Annotated in this window: 17 protein-coding genes; 10 read left to right on the forward strand and 7 right to left on the reverse strand. The window is 69.8% G+C overall.

Going from position 1 to position 18,321, the window contains the following annotated elements; all coding sequences use genetic code 11:
- Positions 1-130: 130 nt before the first annotated feature.
- Complete coding sequence (locus AB0J78_RS05670) at positions 131-1,015, reverse strand: NAD(P)-dependent oxidoreductase (protein ID WP_363787348.1); 885 nt, start codon at positions 1,013-1,015, stop codon at positions 131-133.
- On the reverse strand, positions 1,012-2,349 hold the full coding sequence (locus AB0J78_RS05675; RefSeq protein ID WP_363787351.1) for a Gfo/Idh/MocA family oxidoreductase: 1,338 nt from the start codon (positions 2,347-2,349) through the stop codon (positions 1,012-1,014). The genes AB0J78_RS05670 and AB0J78_RS05675 overlap by 4 nt, the downstream gene beginning before the upstream one ends.
- 131 nt (positions 2,350-2,480) lie before the next feature.
- On the opposite strand from AB0J78_RS05675, the gene AB0J78_RS05680 reads away from it, so the two are divergent.
- Positions 2,481-3,503 carry a substrate-binding domain-containing protein gene (locus AB0J78_RS05680; protein WP_363787353.1) on the forward strand — a complete coding sequence of 341 codons (1,023 nt, stop codon included), beginning with the start codon at positions 2,481-2,483 and terminating at the stop codon, positions 3,501-3,503.
- Between the two features lie 20 nt (positions 3,504-3,523).
- On the forward strand, positions 3,524-3,841 hold the full coding sequence (locus AB0J78_RS05685) for a putative quinol monooxygenase (RefSeq protein ID WP_363787355.1): 318 nt from the start codon (positions 3,524-3,526) through the stop codon (positions 3,839-3,841).
- An 87-nt stretch (positions 3,842-3,928) separates the two neighbouring features.
- Here AB0J78_RS05685 and AB0J78_RS05690 read toward each other — a convergent pair whose 3' ends face one another.
- Together AB0J78_RS05690 and AB0J78_RS05695 are read right to left on the reverse strand one after the other, a co-directional pair.
- Positions 3,929-4,261 carry a hypothetical protein gene (locus tag AB0J78_RS05690; RefSeq protein WP_363787357.1) on the reverse strand — a complete coding sequence of 111 codons (333 nt, stop codon included), beginning with the start codon at positions 4,259-4,261 and terminating at the stop codon, positions 3,929-3,931.
- On the reverse strand, positions 4,258-5,700 hold the full coding sequence (locus tag AB0J78_RS05695) for an Nramp family divalent metal transporter (protein ID WP_363787359.1): 1,443 nt from the start codon (positions 5,698-5,700) through the stop codon (positions 4,258-4,260). The genes AB0J78_RS05690 and AB0J78_RS05695 overlap by 4 nt, the downstream gene beginning before the upstream one ends.
- A gap of 181 nt (positions 5,701-5,881) precedes the next feature.
- On the opposite strand from AB0J78_RS05695, the gene AB0J78_RS05700 reads away from it, so the two are divergent.
- Positions 5,882-6,907, forward strand: coding sequence for a LacI family DNA-binding transcriptional regulator (locus AB0J78_RS05700; RefSeq protein WP_363787361.1), 1,026 nt, complete (start codon positions 5,882-5,884; stop codon positions 6,905-6,907).
- 28 nt (positions 6,908-6,935) lie between these two features.
- Here AB0J78_RS05700 and AB0J78_RS05705 read toward each other — a convergent pair whose 3' ends face one another.
- On the reverse strand, positions 6,936-7,619 hold the full coding sequence (locus AB0J78_RS05705; protein WP_363787363.1) for a GntR family transcriptional regulator: 684 nt from the start codon (positions 7,617-7,619) through the stop codon (positions 6,936-6,938).
- 113 nt (positions 7,620-7,732) lie between these two features.
- On the opposite strand from AB0J78_RS05705, the gene AB0J78_RS05710 reads away from it, so the two are divergent.
- From AB0J78_RS05710 to AB0J78_RS05730, 5 genes are read left to right on the forward strand one after another with little or no spacing between them, the layout of a single operon-like run.
- Positions 7,733-9,226: a fumarylacetoacetate hydrolase family protein gene (locus tag AB0J78_RS05710; protein ID WP_363787365.1), complete on the forward strand. Its 1,494-nt coding sequence runs from the start codon at positions 7,733-7,735 to the stop codon at positions 9,224-9,226.
- A complete protein-coding gene (gene dapA, locus AB0J78_RS05715) occupies positions 9,223-10,176 on the forward strand; it encodes a 4-hydroxy-tetrahydrodipicolinate synthase (RefSeq protein ID WP_363787367.1) in 954 nt (317 codons plus the stop codon). Before AB0J78_RS05710 ends, dapA begins: the two co-directional genes overlap by 4 nt.
- Position 10,177: 1 nt before the next feature.
- Positions 10,178-11,671 (forward strand): 5-carboxymethyl-2-hydroxymuconate semialdehyde dehydrogenase, encoded by a 1,494-nt coding sequence (hpaE, locus tag AB0J78_RS05720; RefSeq protein ID WP_363787369.1) that lies wholly within the window; start codon positions 10,178-10,180, stop codon positions 11,669-11,671.
- Between the two features lie 26 nt (positions 11,672-11,697).
- Complete coding sequence (gene hpaD, locus AB0J78_RS05725) at positions 11,698-12,756, forward strand: 3,4-dihydroxyphenylacetate 2,3-dioxygenase (protein ID WP_363787371.1); 1,059 nt, start codon at positions 11,698-11,700, stop codon at positions 12,754-12,756.
- A gap of 42 nt (positions 12,757-12,798) precedes the next feature.
- A complete protein-coding gene (locus AB0J78_RS05730) occupies positions 12,799-14,715 on the forward strand; it encodes an FAD-binding monooxygenase (protein ID WP_363787373.1) in 1,917 nt (638 codons plus the stop codon).
- 94 nt (positions 14,716-14,809) lie between these two features.
- Here the strand turns inward: AB0J78_RS05730 and AB0J78_RS05735 are convergent, their stop codons facing one another.
- Complete coding sequence (locus tag AB0J78_RS05735; protein WP_363787375.1) at positions 14,810-15,304, reverse strand: flavin reductase family protein; 495 nt, start codon at positions 15,302-15,304, stop codon at positions 14,810-14,812.
- 350 nt (positions 15,305-15,654) lie between these two features.
- On the opposite strand from AB0J78_RS05735, the gene AB0J78_RS05740 reads away from it, so the two are divergent.
- Together AB0J78_RS05740 and AB0J78_RS05745 are read left to right on the forward strand one after the other, a co-directional pair.
- Positions 15,655-16,914, forward strand: a complete 1,260-nt coding sequence (locus AB0J78_RS05740; protein WP_363787377.1) for a styrene monooxygenase/indole monooxygenase family protein — start codon at positions 15,655-15,657, stop codon at positions 16,912-16,914.
- The gene (locus tag AB0J78_RS05745) at positions 16,914-17,216 is read left to right on the forward strand and encodes an EthD family reductase (protein ID WP_363787379.1); all 303 of its coding nucleotides are present in this window, start codon (positions 16,914-16,916) and stop codon (positions 17,214-17,216) included. Before AB0J78_RS05740 ends, AB0J78_RS05745 begins: the two co-directional genes overlap by 1 nt.
- Here the strand turns inward: AB0J78_RS05745 and AB0J78_RS05750 are convergent.
- Positions 17,195-18,181 (reverse strand): helix-turn-helix domain-containing protein, encoded by a 987-nt coding sequence (locus tag AB0J78_RS05750; RefSeq protein ID WP_363787381.1) that lies wholly within the window; start codon positions 18,179-18,181, stop codon positions 17,195-17,197. The two genes, AB0J78_RS05745 and AB0J78_RS05750, sit on opposite strands and share 22 nt — an antisense overlap.
- Positions 18,182-18,321 lie beyond the last annotated feature (140 nt).

Genomic DNA, 18,321 nt, shown 5'->3' on the forward strand with positions numbered 1-18,321 from the left:
GACGGACTTCCACTGAAATCGGGGTTCTGAACTCCACTGAAGTCGGGGTTCTGATTTCCACTGAAATCCGGTCACGGGTCGTCGCAGGCGCGCCAGACCACCTCGCGGGAGGGCCGGTGTCCTGGCGTGGTCAGGGGTGGGTGATCGTCCTGAGCAGGCCGGAGTGGTCGAGGTCGCCGTCGCCGGCGCGGACCATGCTGTCGAACTGGGAGAGGACCAGGTCGACGACGTCGGAGGGAGCTCCGGCGTCCTCCGCCGCGTCGCGGGCGAAGACGAGGTCCTTGAGCTGGTTGCGGGCGCTCCCGCCACCGCTGTAGTCCCCGGTCAGCCAGCGCTCGGACTTCTGCCGCAGCACCTCCGACCCGGCCAGGCCGTCGCCCAGCGCGGTCAGCAGGTCGGCCCGGGACAAGCCGTGCCGCTCTGCCAGGGTCAACGCCTCGCAGAGCGCGGCGATGGTTCCCGCCACCACGATCTGGTTGCACGCCTTGGCGAGTTGGCCGGATCCCGCCTCGCCCATCCGCACCGCTGTCCGCGCCACGGCGTCGAACACCGGCCGCAGGGCTTCGACGGTGGGCTGATCGCCGCCGACCATCAAGCTCAGCGCGCCGCGTTCGGCTCCGGGGACGCCGCCGCTCATCGGAGCGTCCACCACCCGCACCCCGTGCTCGGAGGCGAGGCGGGAGGCGAACTCCCGCACCGCCACCGGAGACACGGTGCCGTGCACGACCAGCACCGGGCGTTCGACCCCGTTGGTGCGCCACCCGGCCAGCAGCCCGTCGGTCCCGGGCAGCAGCGCCTCGATCTGCGGCAGGTCCGGAAGCACGGTGAGCACGACAGCGCCGGCGGCCTCGGCGGGCGACGTGGCCTGCCGGGCGCCGAGCGAGACGACCCGCTCAGCGCGTTCGGGCGTCCGGTTCCACACCGTCAGCGAGCCCAGTTCGCGGATCAGGTTGGCCGCCATCGGTTCACCCATCGGGCCGAGCCCGAGCAACGACACCCCATCGGACGGAATCATCGGCGGAGCAGCTCCACGGTCTCCCCGCGCAGCTCCAGCACCTGGTCGAACCGCTCGTCGAGTTCGACGTCGTCGAGGGTCGGGGTGGCGCCCTTCGGGATGTCGCGGCGCAGCCTCACGTGGTGGGCCAGCGCGATCGGCAGCGCGCCGCGTTCCACCGACGCGCGTGCCGAGACGAGCTTGCCCCACACCGAGTAGCCGCCCTCGCCGTCGAGCTCCTCACCGGCGCGCAGGTCCTTCTTCGCGGTGGCGACCACGTCGCCGTAGAACCCCTTGGGCGCGCCGGTCGGAATGCCGCGCAGCACGGCGTTGGCGATGGAGATCCCCAGTTCGAGACCGACGTAGTGGTAGGGGCGGTAGAGCGCGGCGTAGTTCTGGGACGGGTCCGGGTGCCACGGGTATTCGGCGAAGCAGCCGGAGACGTAGTCGTTGGTGGCTTTGACCACGACGAACACGCCTTCCTGGGTGTTGTGCGGAATCCACTCGCCCTCGCGGGTCACGCTCGACATCACGTCCACCGAGCCCTCGTGCGCGAGCACGCCGCCGACCGCCTTCGGGCGGCAGACGGTGGCGATCTCCTCGAGGTCCCCGGGGGTGAACGTGAGTCCTTCGTCCGAGGGAGTCAGTCCCGCTGCGTTGGCGACGGCCGCCATCTCGATGGCGGCCTTCGTGCCATCCCGGAACGCGGTGTGCATGTAGGGGTTGAGCTGGCCGGAATCGGTGAGCTCCTGGGAGAACTCCCAGTGCTCCCAGACGTTGTCGGGGTTCATCTCGTGGTAGTGGGGGAGGTACTTGGCGCCCTTGCCCGCGCACACCACGTCGAAGCCCGAGGTGCGTGCCCAATCCACCAGTTCCATGATCAGCGCGGGCTGGTCGCCGTAGGCCATCGAGTACACCAGCCCGCGTTCGGCCGCCCGCTTGGCCAGTGCCGGGCCGGCGAGCGCGTCGCCCTCGACCGTCACCATGATCACGTGCTGGCCGGAGTCGAAGGCGCGCAAGGCATGTGAGGCACCGGCGATGGGATTCCCGGTGGCCTCCACGATCACGTCGATGTCCCCGCGGAAGAGCGCGGTGGCGTCGGCGACCACGGCCGTGCGGTCGGCGGAGCACGCTTCGTCCACGTCGTCGGTGACCGCGTCCTGCGGCCAGTCGATCAGCTTGAGCGCTTGCCGAGCCCGGTCCAGGTTGATGTCGGCGATGGCCGCGACCCGGATGCCCGGGGTGTTCCGGACCTGGGCGAGGAACATCGTCCCGTACCGGCCGGCGCCGATGACACCGACGCGAATCGGCTTGCCGTCGTTCTCGCGGGCCAGCAGCAAATCGTGCAAGTTCACCGGAAACTCCCAGCTGGTATCATGTGGTAACGGTTCCAGTTTTGTACCACTGCGGTTTCAGCGGCGTCAACGCCCCGATCACTCCAACCAGCCGTCGATTAGGGTCCGACGCAGTCCGGAGAGGAGACGCGATGAAGAAGGCGGCCACCATTCGAGACGTCGCGGCACACGCGGGCGTGTCGGTGTCCGTGGTGTCGCGCGTCCTCAACGACACCGGCCCGGTGGCGCCGACCAAGCGCGCTCAGGTGCTGGCGGCGATCGAGCAGCTCGGCTACCGGCCGAAGGCCGCCGCCCGCCAGCTGAGCCAGGATCGACCCGACACCATCGGGCTGCTGCTCGCCGACCTCGCGAACCCGTTCTTCGCCCGCCTGGCCGACCGCGTCGTCGCCGAAGCCCGTTCCCGCGAGCTGCAGGTCGTGCTGATGACCACGCAGGAGGACCCGCACCTGGAGGAGCAGGCCCTGCGCACCCTGCTGGACCGCTCGGTCGGCGGCGTGATCGGCACGCCGACCGGTCACAACGTCGAGCACTGGGAGAAGCTCGCGAACCTGGAGATGCCCGTGGTCTTCGTCGACCGGGCCATCGAAGGTCTCGACCAGGTCGACGTCGTCAGCATCGAGAACGCCGAATCGGCGGCCACCGCGACCGGCCATCTCCTCGACCGCGGTCACCGGCGCATCGGGCTCGTCCCCGGGCCGCTGGACACCACCACCGGCATCGAGCGCGTCCGCGGTTACGAACGGGCCTTGGCCGAACGCGGCGTCGTCCGCGACGACCGGTTGGTGCGGCCGGTGCCGTTCCGGGGGGAGAGCGGCGCCGACGTGATGGCCCAGATGCTCGCGTTGGACGAACCACCGACAGCGGTGGTCGTCGCCAACACCGCTCAGGTGCGGGTCGTGCTGCGGATGCTCGCGCAGGGCCGGGTGTCCATCCCGGAGGACTTGTCGGTCGTGGTCTTCGACGACAACCCGTGGACCGAGCTGATCCGACCGCCGCTGACCGCCGTCCGCCAGCCCATCGACATGCTCGCGCTGCACTCGGTGGATCTGGTGCACGCGCGGATGAGGCAGAAGCTGCCGCCCGGTCCGCGCCAGGTGCGCGTGGCGGCGGAGTTCCTGGAACGTTCGAGCACCGCCGAACCCCGAACGGGGTAGGCACCACCGAGAGGAGCGCAATGTCGCAAGAAGTCGTCGTCACCGCGGTTTTCCACCTCGTTCCGGGCAAGCGCGAAGCGTTGGAAGCGGTCCTGAAGTCGGTCATCCCGGACGTGCACGAGGAGCCCGGTTGTCTGCTCTACGCCCTCCACGAGGCGGATGAGAACACCCTGGTGTTCATCGAGAAGTGGGAATCCCGCGAACTCCTGGACGCTCACCAGCGCGCCGACGCGGTCGCCCGCCTCAACGCCGAAGCGGCCGGACTGCTCCAGTCGCCCCCGGAGGTGGTGACGATGTCCGCGCTGCCGTGCGGGCACCAGACCAAGGGACAGCTCTGACCCGGACGCGACTTCCACTGAATTCGGGGTTCCGATTTCCATTGAAATCGGAACCCCGAATTCCACTGAAATCGCGTTGTCGTGGGCTCATGCGGGACGGCGGCGTCCGAGCCTCCACAGGCAGTACATCCCGACACCTGCGGCGACCGGGCTGAGGACCGGTTGCAGGACCAGGAGCCCGGCGGTCAGGGCGCACGAGGAGATGGCCAGCGCTCGCCAGTTGCGCCGTTCGCGGTCGGTGGGCGTGGGCGTCTCCTGCGTCGTGGTGGCCGGGGCGGCGCGCAGTCCCAAGTAGACCTGGCAGGCCGCGGCGAGGGCGAACACCAGCGCCCACACCCACCGGCCTTCGGTCAGCCGGTAGCCGGCGAGCAGCAGGAAGCAGCCCGTTCCGATCGCGTACCCCGGCGTGATCGTCCTCATTGGACCAGCCCCACGTACTGGGCGAGCGCGATGAGGCCGGAGCCCAGCAGGACGAGCGACGACGCCCAGATGAGCGCCCTGCCCGCGCGGCTGATCCGGAAGCTCGCCGGGAGCACCCGCTTCTCCAGGGCGAGCAGGCCGAAGCCGTAGGCGCCCACCGCCACCGTTCCGCCGACGATGTTGGCCGGGCTGATCAGCTTCACGAGGTCGCCGCCGGTGAGGATGAGGGCGATGCCGCCGAGCAGCACGTAGCCGTAGACCCAGCGCCGCGTTCGGCCCACGCCGCCGGCGTGCACGCGCTTGGACACCGCGGACAGCGACTCGTGCGTGGTGCGGGTGTAGACCTCCCAGATCGCGTACATCGTGCCGAGGAAGACCATGATGATCGCGACGATGTAGAAGTACCGGAAGAGCGGGTGGATCACGCCCAGCACGTCGCCCTGGTAGGTCAGGACGTCGTTGCCGCTGGGCACGTTGTGCGCTGCTCCGAGGATCTCCTTGCCGGTGATGATGAACGCGACCGCGGTCAGCGCCATCGTGGCGAAGCTGAGCACGATGTCGCCCAGCGGCGCGCGAGCCCATCCCCGCGCCCGGCGTCGCTCCTGGTCGGTGTCGGGCAGCGCGAGCGGCTCCACGACCGGGACGTCGTCCCCGCGACCGGGCAAACCGAGCGCGCCCCAGCGCTTCTCGCGCATCAGGCCCGCGTAGCCGATGTAGTCGTACATGCCGCCGCCGAGGCCGCCCATGAACACCACGGCCTCCACCCACGCCGACTCGGCGGCGATGTCCGGGTATTCGACGTGCACGAAGGGCTCGTAGGCGAAGGGCTGCGGGACGAATCCCGCCAGCACGTCGAGCCACTGCGGATTCGCCGCGAACACCGCGACGACGACCAGGCTGACCTTGAGCGCGACGATCGCGATCTGCGCGCGTTCCAGCAGCGCGTACCACCCGAACCAGGCGATCGCCGCGGCCAGCACGAGCAGGACCAGACCCCAGGCGATGGCCGGGCCGCCCGCGACTCGGTTGAGGTAGCCGCCGATTCCCGAGGCCAGCGCGCTGGCCACGAACGGGAACGACAGGACCGCGAGCGCGCCGATGAGCATCGGGAACCAGCCGCGCGGTCCCGGGATCACCCGCGCCATGCCGCGCATCGGGTGTTCGCCGGTGAGCACGATGTAGCGGTTCGAGGAGTAGATCACCGCCGCCTTGGCCACGGCACCCACGACGACCACCCACAGCACCGCGAACCCGAACACCGCGCCCATCCGCGACGCGAGGACGGTTTCGCCGCTGCCCACGGTTAGCGAGGCGATGATGGCGCCGGGGCCGAAGAACTTGACGATCGTGCCGAGGCTGAGGCGTCGTTTGGCCAGTTCCGGTGGTACTTCGGGCAATCGTGCCTGCTCTGCGGGCAAGCCGGCGTCCTGCGTGCTCATCTCCGCACCTCCGTTGTCCCGAGTTCGTGGGCCATCGCGGGGGTTCGGGTGACTCCGATGCCGTTCATGCTGACTCCTTCGTCAGTCATGTATAACGTTATACTCCGGGTGTAACGTTGTACTTTGTGTCATCCGGTCGCTCCGCTGTCAACCCGCAGAGCGCCCGACGAGAGAGGGGAACATGGCGCGAGGTCGCGAACCCACGGTCAAGGACGTGGCGGAGCACGCGGGCGTTTCGCCCGGCGTGGTGTCCCGCGTGGTCAACGCCAACGGCTCGGTGGCCGAGCTGACCCGGGAGCGGGTGCTGGCCTCCATCGCGGAGCTCGGCTACCGCCCGCACAGCGCCGCGCGCGAACTGCGCACCCGCACCACCAACACGATCGGCCTGGTGCTGGCCGACGTGGCCAACCCGTTCTTCTCACAGCTGGCCGACCACATCGTGCGGCACGCGGCGGACGCCGGGCTGGGCGTGCTGCTGACCACCACGCAGGAAGATCCGGCGATGGAGCTCAAGAGCATCGAGCTGCTGCTGCAGAAGCGCGTGGGCGGTGTCATCGCGGCACCGGGCACGGAGAACGCCGCGGCGTGGCGGCACATGCGCGAGACCGGTGTCGAGCTCACCTTCGTGGACCGCTTCATCGACCGCATCCCGGGCATCGACGTGGTCGGCATGAACAACGAGCACGCCTCGCACTCGGCGACCACGGCGCTCATCGAACGAGGGCACCGGCGGATCGCGCTGGTCAGCGGGTCGAGTGAGACCTCGACCGGTCGTGAGCGCATCGCAGGCCACCGGCGGGCGCTCCAGGAGCACGGCATCGCCGAAGACCCGGCCTTGGTCGTCGAGCTCGCCTTCCGCCACGTCGAAGCCGAGACCGCGCTGTCCGGAGTCCTCGCGCTGCCGCAGCCGCCGACGGCCTTGATCGTCGGCAACACGGCCGTGTCCGCGAGCGTCATCACGCACCTGCGCTCCGCGGGAATCTCGGTGCCCCAGGACCTTTCGGTCATCGTCTTCCACGACGCGGAGTGGACGGCGTTGACCTCGCCGCCGCTGACCGTGGTCCGTCATCAGCTCGACGACCTGGCGAAGTGCGCGGTCGAGATGCTCCACACGCGGTTGAACTCCGCGGAACGCCTGCGCCGCAGGGAGAAGCGGCTCCCGAGCGAGCTGGTGATCCGCCCCAGCATCGCTCCCGTCCGCGGTTGACCCGGTTGATCTCCCGCCGGTCCGGCGTTCAGGGGCGGCGCGGCGCGTGCTGGGAGGTGAGGAACGCGTCGAGGGTGGCGGTGCGGTGCTGCCGCGCCGCGAGCTCGATCTCGATGGAGTCGGCTCCGGTTTCGATCAGGTGGATCAGGTGGTCGTGCTCTTCCACCGACTGGACCGCGCGGCCGGGCACGAAGCCGAAGGTGGAGTCGCGGAGCATGCGCAGCCTGCTCCAGCCCCGGCGGACCAGGTCGGTCATGTGCTCGTTGGGGCAGCGCAGGAACAGCACCGCGTGGAACTCCTCGTTGAGCTCGGTGAACCGGCGCGGATCGAAGTGCTCGAGCGTGTCGCGCATGCGCTGGTTGATCGCGCGCGCCTTGGCGAGGTCCTCGGCGGTGAGCAGGGGAGCGGAGAACCCGGTCGCGGCGCCCTCGACCACGGCGAGGGTCTGCATGGTGGTCACGTACTCGCCCTCGTCGACCAGGGCGACCTGCGCGCCGACGTTCTTCTCGTAGGTGACCAGACCCTCGGCCTCCAGCCGGCGGATGGCTTCGCGGACCGGAACCGTGCTCACGCCGAGTTCGGCGGCGAGCTGGCTGAGCACCAAGCGGTAGCCGGGGGTGAAGCGGTGCGAGACGATCCGGTCGCGGAGCCACTCGTAGGCCAGTTGGGACTTGCTGGTGGCGGTGCGGTCGTCCGCTGCTTCGGTGGTCATCGCTCCTCGATTCGCTGACGTGGCTGTCCATCTTGCCCGAGGCGCGATCCGCTTCCGGCGCCTGCCGCGCTCCGCATTGTAATCAGATATGGCATCGTATACGATCCTCGGTCATGACGACCGATGCCGCTCGTTCAACGGCTGACGACCTCGCGCACCACCCGCTCGTCGGGCGGCCGGGCAAGGTCATCGCGCTGCACCTGAACTACCCGTCGCGCATCGCCCAGCGCGGCCGGGCACCGTCGAGACCCTCGTACTTCCTCAAGCCGGTGACGTCGCTGGCGACCACCGGCCAGACCGTCGAGCGACCGCCCGGCACCGAGCTGCTGGCCTTCGAAGGCGAGATCGCGCTGGTCATCGGCACGACCGCCCGCAGGGTCGCGCGCGAGGACGGCTGGTCGCACGTCGCCGCCGTGACCGCCGCCAACGACCTCGGCGTCTACGACCTCCGCTCCGCCGACAAGGGCGCCAACCTGCGCTCCAAGGGCGGCGACGGCTACACCCCGCTGGGCCCGGCGAGCATCCCGGCCGACCAGGTCGATCCGGCATCGCTGCGCGTGCGCACCTGGGTCAACGGCGAACTCGCCCAGGACGACTCCTCGGCGACCGTGGTCTTCCCGTTCGGCGAGCTGGTCGCCGACCTCTCCCAGCTGATCACCCTCGAACCCGGCGACGTCGTGCTCACCGGCACCCCGGCCGGGTCGTCGGTGGTCGAGCCCGGTGACGTCGTCGAGGTCGAGGTCGACGTTCCCGGCACCGAGCACAGCACCGGACGGCTGCGCACCAGCGTCGCCGAAGGCACCCGGCCGCTGCCGGAGTTCAGCGCGCAACCGTCGGTCGACGACGTCCAGCGGGCCGAGGCCTGGGGCAGCCGCGACGCCGCGGGGCTGGAGCCGCCGTTCGAACTCACCGAGGACCGCATCGCCAAGCTCCGCCAGGTGGCGGTCGCGACGCTGTCGGCGCAGCTGCGCAAGCACGACTACAACCAGCTCTCCATCGACGGCGTGCGCACCGACAAGCCCGGCAGCAAGATCATCGGCCGGGCCCGGACGTTGCGCTTCGTGCCCGCGCGCGAAGACCTGTTCCGCAGCCACGGCGGCGGGTACAACGCGCAGAAGCGCACCTTCGACTCGCTGAAGCCCGGAGACGTGCTGGTGGTCGAGGCGCGCGGTGAGCGCGGCAGTGGGACCGTCGGCGACATCCTCGCGCTGCGCGCGCAGGTGCTGGGCGCGGCCGGGATCGTCACCGACGGGGGAGTGCGCGACCACAGCGCGGTCAAGGAGCTCGACATCCCCACCTTCTCCGGCGGTCCGCACCCGGCGGTGCTCGGGCGCAGGCACGTGCCGTGGGACAACGACATCACCGTGGCCTGCGGCGGGGCGACCGTGCAGCCCGGCGACGTCATCGTCGGCGACGACGACGGCGTGCTGGTCATCCCGCCCGCGCTGCTCGACCAGGTGCTCGACGCCGCGATCGAGCAGGAGGCCGAGGAGGAGTGGATCGCCGCCCGCGTCGCCGAAGGCGCGGCCGTGGACGGGCTGTACCCGCTGACCGGTGAATGGCGACGCCGCTACGAGGCGGAGCGCGACCAGGAAGGAACACGATGACGAACTGGCGGACCCGCCCCGAAGAGCTGACCGGGTCGATCGCTCCGGTGATCACCCCGTTCACCGCTGACGGCGCGGTGGACCACGAATCGCTGGCCAACCTGGTGAACTGGCAGCTCAAGCAGGGCTCCGACGGGATCTCCATCGGTGGTTCCACCGGCGAGCCCAGCGCGCAGACCATCGATGAGCGCGCCGATGCGATCCGCACCGTGCTCAAGACCGTCGACGGCCGCGCCCCCGTCGTGCCGGGAACCGGTTCGGCGAAGCTGGACGAGACGATCGAGCTCACCGGCGCGGCCCACGACGCGGGAGTGGACGCGGCGCTGATCATCACGCCGTACTACGCCAAGCCGACCCAGGAAGCGCTCTACGTCTGGTACTCCACGGTCGCGAAGGAGTACCCGGACCTGCCGATCATCGCCTACAACGTGCCGACCCGGACCGCGGTGGAGATCGCGCCGGAGACGGTGGCGCGGCTGCACCGCGATGTGCCGAACTTCGTGGGCATCAAGGAGACCACCAAGGACTTCGAGCACTTCTCGCGGGTGATCAAGGCCGCGGGCCGGGATCTGCTGGTGTGGTCCGGGATCGAGCTGCTGTGCCTGCCGCTGCTGGCGCTGGGCGGCACGGGTTTCGTCAGCGCCACGGCCAACATCGCGCCCGGTGCGACGAAGCGGATGTACGAGGCCTTCCACGCCGGAGAAATGGACGAGGCGCTGGACATCCACTACGGGCTGCACCCGCTGGTGGACCTGATCTTCGTGGAGACCAACCCGGCGCCGGTGAAGTGGGTGCTGGCCCAGCGCGGCCTGATCCGCTCCGAGCACGTCCGGCCGCCGCTGATCACGCCGACCGACGCGGGCAAGGACAAGATCCGCGCGCTGCTCGCCGAGGGCGCCGACTTCCTGTCGCCGGTCGAGGACGGCGACACCATCGCGGGAGGGAACTGACATGACGATCCAGCACGTGCCGGCCGACCTGCCCAAGCGCATCCAGCACTTCATCGACGGCGAGTTCGTCGACAGCCTCGACGGGGACACCTTCGAGGTCCTCGACCCGGTGTCGAACAAGCCGTACCTGGAGGCCTCGTCGGGCAAGCAGGCCGACATCGACCGCGCGGTCTCGGCCGCCCGCAAGGCCTTCGACGAGGGCCCGTGGCCGGGGATGCTGCCGCGCGAACGCGCTCGGATCCTGAACAAGATCGCCGACATCGTCGAGACCCGCAACGAGCGGCTGGCGGAGCTGGAGACCTTCGACACCGGTTTGCCGATCACCCAGGCGTTGGGTCAGGCGAAGCGGGCGGCGGAGAACTTCCGGTTCTTCGCCGACCTGATCGTCGCCCAGGCCGATGACACCTACAAGGTGCCGGGCAAGCAGGTCAACTACGTCAACCGCAAGCCCAAGGGCGTGGCCGGGCTGATCACGCCGTGGAACACCCCGTTCATGCTGGAGAGCTGGAAGCTGGCCCCGGCGCTGGCCTCCGGGTGCACGGTGGTGCTCAAACCCGCCGAGTTCACGCCGCTGTCGGCCGGGCTGTGGCCCGAGATCTTCCGCGAGGCCGGGGTTCCCGACGGGGTGTTCAACATCGTCAACGGGCTCGGCGAGGAGGCCGGGGACGCGCTGGTCAAGCACACCGACGTGCAGCTGATCTCCTTCACCGGCGAATCGGCCACCGGCAAGCTGATCTTCGCCAACGCCGCCCCGACCCTCAAGGCGCTGTCGATGGAGCTCGGCGGCAAGAGCCCGGCGGTCGTGTTCGCCGACGCCGACCTGGACGCCGCGATCGACTCGACGGTGTTCGGCGTGTTCTCGCTCAACGGCGAGCGCTGCACCGCCGGGAGCCGAATCCTGGTGGAGCGCGGCATCTACGACGAGTTCGTGCGCCGCTACGTGGCGCGGGCGAAGAACGTCAAGGTGGGCGATCCGCACGATCCGGCCACCGAGGTCGGTGCGCTGGTGCACCCCGAGCACTACGAGAAGGTCACCGGCTACATCGAGATCGGCAAGACCGAGGCGACGCTCGCCGCCGGTGGCGGACGCCCGGAGGGCCTGGACTCGGGCAACTACGTGGCGCCGACGGTCTTCGTCGACGTGCCGCCCACCGCGCGGATCTTCCAGGAGGAGATCTTCGGCCCGGTCGTGGCGATCACCCCGTTCGACACCGACGAGGAAGCGCTGCGACTGGCCAACGACGTCAAGTACGGGCTCGCCGCCTACGTGTGGACGGCGAACCTGGAGCGCGCGCACACCTTCGGGCAGCGCGTGGACGCCGGGATGGTCTGGCTGAACTCGCACAACGTCCGCGACCTGCGCACCCCCTTCGGCGGCGTGAAGGCCTCCGGGCTCGGCCACGAGGGCGGTTACCGGTCGCTGGACTTCTACTCCGACCAGCAGGCCATGCACATCTCGCTGGCCCCCGTCCACACCCCGAAGTTCGGCGCCTGACGACTGAAGTGAAGGAGCGTTCAACGATGAGTGCCGACCTCACCCCGCCGGACATCCTGCGCTGCGCGTACCTCGACCTGGTGGTCACCGACCTGGCCAGGGCGCGGGAGTTCTACGTCGACGTCCTCGGCCTGGTGGTCACCGAGGAGGACGACGAGACGATCTACCTCCGCACGCTGGAGGAGTTCATCCACCACAACCTCGTCCTGCGCGAGGGACCGGTGGCCGCCGCGGCGGCCTTCGCCTACCGCGTGCGGACCCCGCAGGACGTCGACCGGGCCGAGGAGTGGTTCGCCGCGCGCGGCTGCCGCACCGAACGCCGCGGAAACGGATTCGCCAAGGGCATCGGTGACTCGGTCCGGGTCACCGACCCGCTCGGGTTCCCCTACGAATTCTTCCACGAGGTCGCCCACGTCGAGCGGCTGGCCTGGCGCTACGACCTCCACACCCCGGGCGCGCTGGTGCGCCTGGACCACTTCAACCAGGTCACCCCCGACGTGCCGAAGGGCCGGGAATACCTGGAGGACCTGGGCTTCCGCGTCACCGAGGACATCAAGGACGACAAGGGCACCACCTACGCGGCCTGGCTGCGGCGCAAGGACACCGTCCACGACACCGCCCTGACCGGCGGCGACGGACCGAGGCTGCACCACATCGCCTTCGCCACCCACGAGAAGCACAACATCCTGTCGATCTGCGACAAGCTCGGCGCGCTGCGCCTGTCCGACGTCATCGAGCGCGGCCCCGGCCGCCACGGCGTGTCCAACGCCTTCTACCTCTACATCCGCGACCCCGACGGCCACCGGGTCGAGATCTACACCCAGGACTACTACACCGGCGACCCCGACAACCCCGTCGTGACCTGGGACGTCCACGACAACCAGCGCCGCGACTGGTGGGGCAACCCGGTCGTCCCGTCCTGGTACACAGAGGCCTCCCCGGTCCTGGACCTCGACGGCAACCCCCAGCCCCTCCAGGAGCGCACCGACAGCAGCGAGATGGCCGTCACCGTCGGCGCCGACGGCTTCTCCTACACGCGCAAGGACGACGAGGACAAGGGATTCAAACTCGGCACCTCGCTCTGAGCGGGGAAGCCGCTGAGCTCACGACGGAGTGAGGAGAGCGCGTTGCAGTTCCACCACCATGGATACGTTTCCGGTGACCCGCGAGTTCAGCCCGCAGCCGGCGTGGGTCTCAACCGCCCCGAGGAGCTGCCGGGCGAGGTCGACGTTCTCATCGTGGGCAGCGGCCCGGCAGGCATGATCGCGGCCGCGCAGCTGGCGCAGTTCCCGAACATCACGGCCCGGCTGGTCGAACGCCGGCCGGGCCGGCTGGAAGTCGGTCAGGCCGACGGCATCCAGGCTCGCAGCGTCGAGACCTTCCAGGCGTTCGGCTTCGCCGGGCGGATCACCGAGGAGGCCTACCGGATCACCGAAATGGCCTTCTGGAAGCCCGATCCGGAGCACCCGGAGAACATCGTGCGCGCCGCGCGTGCGCCCGACGACCCGACCGGGATCAGCGAGTTCCCGCACCTGATCGTCAACCAGGCCCGCGTGCTGGACTACTTCGCCGAGGCCGCCCGCAACGCCCCCGGTCGGTTGGAACCGGACTACGGGTGGGAGTTCATCGGTCTCGACGTAGACGACGACGGCGTGAACGTGCGGCTGCGCCGGACGGCCGGGCCCGACGAGGGGTCCGAACGCACCGTCCGCGCCCAGTACGTGATCGGGTGCGACGGCGCGCGCAGCGGTGTGCGGGAGTCGATCGGTCGGGAACTGGTCGGTGACCGGGCCAACCACGCCTGGGGCGTGATGGACGTGCTGGCCGAGACCGACTTCCCCGACATCCGCACCAAGTGCGCCATCCAGTCCCACGACGGCGGCAGCATCCTGCACATCCCGCGCGAGGGCAACCACCTGTTCCGGATGTACGTCGACCTCGGCGAGATCTCGGAGGCCGATCACGGCAAGGTCCGCGAGACCACGCAGGAGGAGGTCGAGGCGCGCGCCAACCGGATCCTGCACCCGTACACGCTGACGGTGAAGCACGTGGCGTGGCGCAGCGTCTACGAGGTCGGGCACCGGTTGACCGACAAGTTCGACGACGTGCCCGCCGAACTCGTGGGCGTGCGGCACCCGCGCGTGTTCATCACCGGCGACGCCTGCCACACCCACAGCGCCAAAGCCGGTCAGGGCATGAACGTCTCGATGCAGGACGGCTGGAACATCGCCTGGAAGGTCGCGCACGTCCTCGACGGCCGCGCGGACCTCGCGCTGCTGGACACCTACTCCGCCGAGCGCCAGGTCATCGCCCAGAACCTCATCGACTTCGACCGCCGCTGGTCGAAGCTGATGGCCGCCAAGCCCGAGGAGCTCTCTGACCCGACCGAGCTGGAGGACTTCTACGTCAAGACCGCGGAGTTCCCGGCCGGTCTCATGACGCAGTACCAGCCGTCGATGATCACCGCCGAGGCCGCGCACCAGGACTTGGCCGCGGGATTCCCGATCGGCAAGCGGTTCAAGTCCCACCCCGTGACCCGGGTCTGCGACGGCAACCCGGTCCACCTCGGCCACCACCACCGGGCCGACGGCCGCTGGCGCATCTACGTCTTCGCCGACCGGCCCGGCCCGGGAGAGCCGTCCCAGGTCACCGACTTCGCCGAGTGGATCACCACGGATCCGGACTCGCCCGTGCTGTCCCACACCCCGGCGGACCGCGACGTCGACGCCTGCTTCGACGTCAAGGTCGTCTACCAGCAGCCGCACACCGAGATCGACCTCGGCCGGGTCCCCGCCGCCTACAAGCCCGAGGTCGGCCCCTTCGAGATCATCGACTACGAGAAGGTCTACGCGGCCGACCCGGCGGACGACATCTTCACCGCCCGGAACATCAACCGGGGAGGAGCGCTCGTCGTGGTCCGCCCGGACCACTACGTCTCCCACGTCCTGCCCCTCAACGCCCGCGACGACCTGGCCGCGTTCTTCAACGCCATCGTCACACGTCACCCGACGACGCACCGCGAACGGGCGGTCCCGTCACCCTGAACCGGATTTCAGTGGAAATCGGACACCTGACTTCCGCTGAAATCCGGTCCCCGACTTCAGTGGAAATCGGGGACCTCCGGAGCGGGAGGGTCGGTCAGGGGGTGGTTTCCGGGATGGTGATGAAGGAGCCGTCGGCGAAGCCGAGGCAGGGACCCGGACGGTGGCCGAAGCGCTCGACCTTGCCGAGGAAGAGGGTGTGGTCGCCGCCGTCGTGCTCGCTCCACGGGGTGCACTCGAACCAGGAGACCGACCCGGCGAGGCGAGGTGCGTGCGCGCCCTCGACCCAGTCGGGGTCGGCGTGGGGCCTGCCCGCGAAGTGCGTGGCGAGACGGCGCTGCTCGGCTCCGAGGACGTTGACGGCGAACGGCCGCCCGTGCAGCAACGCGTGCGCCCGGACCGAGCGCTGGATCGCGACCAGCACCAGCGGCGGGTCCAGCGATACCGAGGTGAAGGAGTTGATCGTCAGCCCGTGCCGCTTCGCCGTCCCGTCGGCGACGCCGTCGAAGGTCACCACGGCGACGCCGGTGGCGAACCGCCCCAGGCAACCGCGCAACACCTGGTTCCGGGACTGGGCCGAAGCTGCGGTCATCGTCGATCGCTCCCCTGATAACTGGTGCGTGGTCGCTCTGCTCGGCGGTGCGGACTCCCGCGTCGCTCCTGGACATCGGCGTCGCGGAACGAGCCGCTCCGGTACCGATCGACGTTAGGATCGGCCCGGAGCACCAGCAACGGCCGCACGACGCCGTGCTCCGGCTGCACAGAGCCGTGCGCTCGGTGGACAGCGCCGCGCAGCCCTCCTCCGGCAGTGTCGGGGCGGGCACTTGACCCTCAGCGCAGCAGACCTGCACCTCAGCGAACACCGGCTCGCGGCACCACCCGCGACCGCCCGCGGCGGGCCACGATGACCGGGACCGGGCACGCCTCAACGAGGAGACGCAGATGCCGAACATCGGAATCATCGGAGCAGGGACCGCGGGCCTGCACCTCGCCCTGCTGCTCCAGCAGGCCGGGGTCACCACCCGGATCTACACCAATCAGACCGCCGAGCAGATGGCGTCGGGGCGGCCGCAGAACAGCGTCTCGCACCACGCGCCCACCATCGCCCGCGAGAACGCGATGGGCGTGAACTTCTGGCCGGTCGAGGAGTACGGCTACCAGGTCCACTACCACCACCTCAACGTCCCGGACGGTCCGCCGGTGTTCCGCGGTGACTTCCTGCGGCCCTCGCGCGTCCTGGACTACCGGATCTACCTGCCGCGCCTGATGGCCGAGTACGAGGAGCGCGGCGGCACCATCGAGCAGCGCTCCGTCGAACCCGGCGACTTCGAGCAGCTCGCCCGCCACCACGACCTGATCGTGGTCGCCGCCGGGAAGCGCTCCTTCGCCGAGTACTTCGGCGAACGCCCGGACGTGTCGCCCTACGCCAAGCCGCAGCGGCACCTGGCAGTGGGCTTCTGGGACGGCGTCGCGCAGACCGAACCGCGCGCGGTCACGATGAGCATCTCGCCCGGCCACGGCGAACTCCTGGACCTGCCGATCACCACCTTCGACGGCTGGGCCAGCGCGCTGCTGTGCGAGAACGTCCCGGGCGGCGACCTGGAAGCGCTGATGACGCAGAAGGAAGCCGACGATCCCGAGGCCTACCGCCGGCTGACGCTGGACAAGCTCAAGGAGCACCACCCGACGGTTCACGAGCGCATCGACGAGGCGCGGTTCAAGCTGATGCGCCCGGGGGACGTCCTGCAAGGCGCGGTCCGCCCGGTGGTCCGCGAGGACTACCGGTTGCTGCCGGACGGAACCGTGGTGCTGGCGCTGGGAGACGCGCACTCCACCGTGGATCCGGTGACCGGGCAGGGCGCCAACTCGGCCTCGTTCGAAGCGCAGGTCGCGGCCGACGCCATCATCGAGGACGGGGTGGTCGACGAGCGCTTCGCGCAGAAGGTCGCGCTGCGCCGTCGCGAACGCGTCGACGGCCTCAGCACCTGGGTCAACACCATGATCGCCACACCGACGCCGCCGCACCTGCAGAAGCTGCTCGGCGCGATGTCGCAGATGCGCACGCTGTGCGACGAGTTCACCGAGAACTTCAGCTACCCGCACCGCAACGGCGACATGGTCGCCACCCCGGAACGCGTGGACGCCGCGATCGCCCGGCACGCCGCGCTCGGCACCGACCCCACCGATGGAAAGGCCTCCTGATGCACAAACTTCTGGTCCTCTACCCGCACCCGACCGATCCGGCGGCGTTCGAGGCCCACTACGAGGGCACGCACATCCCGCTGGCGGCGAAGCTGCCGGGAATGCTGGACTTCCGGTACTCGTTGAACGTCCACGCCGAGCCGGAGAGCCCGTACTTCGCGGTGTTCGAGGCCGACTTCCCCGATGCCGAGGCGATGGCAGCGGCGCTGGCGTCGCCGGAAGGCGAGGCCGTGCAGGCCGACGTGCCGAACTACGCCACCGGCGGCGCCGTCGTGCTCGACTACCCGGTCGTCAGCCGCTGATCCGCGCTGCCGCGCCGCGCCCGTTCCAGCGCGGCGCGGCGAAAGGCGCTGGGCGCCACGCCGACGTGCTGGCGGAAGGTGCGCGAGAAGTGCGAGGCGTCCGGGTAACCCCAGCAGGTCGCGATCTCCGAGATCGGTCGGTGCGCGTGCAGGGGATCGCTCAGCTCCCGGCGGATCGCTGCCAGCCGCTGTTCGCGGATCCACGCCGACACGGTGGTGCCCTGCTGCTGGAACAGCCCGTGCAGGTGCCTGGTGGAGATGAACACGGCGCGCGCGACGCTGTCCGGGCTGAGCTCGCTGTCGCCGAGGCTGTTGAGGATGTGCTCGCGGATGCGCAGCATCAGCGACAGGTGCTCCCGGTCGTGGTCGTCGGTGCGCGCGAGCGCGGCGGTGCTCAGCAGCGCGGAGATCAGCTCCACAGCGGTGCGCACCACCCGCGCCGAGGCCGGTCCCTCCAAGGAGGTGAAGTCGCTGGAGATCTCGGTCAGCAGGGGCGTGACGAGCCTGGTCAGCGACTCCTCCGGGCCCAGCGAGGTCGCCGTGATCGCGCGGACGTGCTCGGGGCTGGGGTCGATCAGATCGCGCGGGAGCATGAGCACCACGGCGTCGATCGGGTCGGGGAAGCGCAGGTCGTAGGGCCGGGCGGTGTCGTAGACGCTGACGCTGCCGGGCGGCATCTGCGCCGTCCGGGCGTCCTGCACGAGCTCGGCGGTGCCCTCCAGCATCAGCGTCACCTTGTAGAACAGCCTGTGCGAGGCGTCGATGAGCGCCGGAGTCCGGTGCACCTCGTGTGGGGTGACCTTCAGGCGGGAGAAGAACACCCCGTCGATGACCCTGCCCCGGATGGTGGCGGCGAACCGGCCGTCGCTGAGGTCGTCGACGACCAGCGGCACGAACGAGGACGACACCACCCGCTGCCACGCCAGCACGGATTCAGTCGCGAACGCGACCGGCGGCAAAGCCATGAGCGCCTCCTCGACGTCGAGGGAATGTCTCCGAAGTCGTCTTGCGCGATGGTGCGGGTGGCGGCCCCTGAGACGCCATCCGCCTCCTGATGCGTCGCCACGCACGCAGTTCGGAGGCAGGTACTAAACCAGCTCGGATC

This window comes from Saccharopolyspora sp. NPDC049426, from assembly GCF_040676935.1.
Taxonomy (GTDB): domain Bacteria; phylum Actinomycetota; class Actinomycetes; order Mycobacteriales; family Pseudonocardiaceae; genus Saccharopolyspora.

Coding starts and splice junctions, on each gene's coding strand:
- AB0J78_RS05695 (WP_363787359.1), bottom strand. CDS start 5,700: ATGAGCACGCAGGACGCCGGCTTGCCCGCAGAGCAGGCACGATTGCCC.
- AB0J78_RS05745 (WP_363787379.1), top strand. CDS start 16,914: ATGCACAAACTTCTGGTCCTCTACCCGCACCCGACCGATCCGGCGGCG.
- AB0J78_RS05735 (WP_363787375.1), bottom strand. CDS start 15,304: ATGACCGCAGCTTCGGCCCAGTCCCGGAACCAGGTGTTGCGCGGTTGC.
- AB0J78_RS05740 (WP_363787377.1), top strand. CDS start 15,655: ATGCCGAACATCGGAATCATCGGAGCAGGGACCGCGGGCCTGCACCTC.
- AB0J78_RS05680 (WP_363787353.1), top strand. CDS start 2,481: ATGAAGAAGGCGGCCACCATTCGAGACGTCGCGGCACACGCGGGCGTG.
- AB0J78_RS05750 (WP_363787381.1), bottom strand. CDS start 18,181: ATGGCTTTGCCGCCGGTCGCGTTCGCGACTGAATCCGTGCTGGCGTGG.
- AB0J78_RS05690 (WP_363787357.1), bottom strand. CDS start 4,261: ATGAGGACGATCACGCCGGGGTACGCGATCGGAACGGGCTGCTTCCTG.
- AB0J78_RS05710 (WP_363787365.1), top strand. CDS start 7,733: ATGACGACCGATGCCGCTCGTTCAACGGCTGACGACCTCGCGCACCAC.
- hpaE (WP_363787369.1), top strand. CDS start 10,178: ATGACGATCCAGCACGTGCCGGCCGACCTGCCCAAGCGCATCCAGCAC.
- AB0J78_RS05685 (WP_363787355.1), top strand. CDS start 3,524: ATGTCGCAAGAAGTCGTCGTCACCGCGGTTTTCCACCTCGTTCCGGGC.
- AB0J78_RS05705 (WP_363787363.1), bottom strand. CDS start 7,619: ATGACCACCGAAGCAGCGGACGACCGCACCGCCACCAGCAAGTCCCAA.
- AB0J78_RS05670 (WP_363787348.1), bottom strand. CDS start 1,015: ATGATTCCGTCCGATGGGGTGTCGTTGCTCGGGCTCGGCCCGATGGGT.
- AB0J78_RS05700 (WP_363787361.1), top strand. CDS start 5,882: ATGGCGCGAGGTCGCGAACCCACGGTCAAGGACGTGGCGGAGCACGCG.
- dapA (WP_363787367.1), top strand. CDS start 9,223: ATGACGAACTGGCGGACCCGCCCCGAAGAGCTGACCGGGTCGATCGCT.
- hpaD (WP_363787371.1), top strand. CDS start 11,698: ATGAGTGCCGACCTCACCCCGCCGGACATCCTGCGCTGCGCGTACCTC.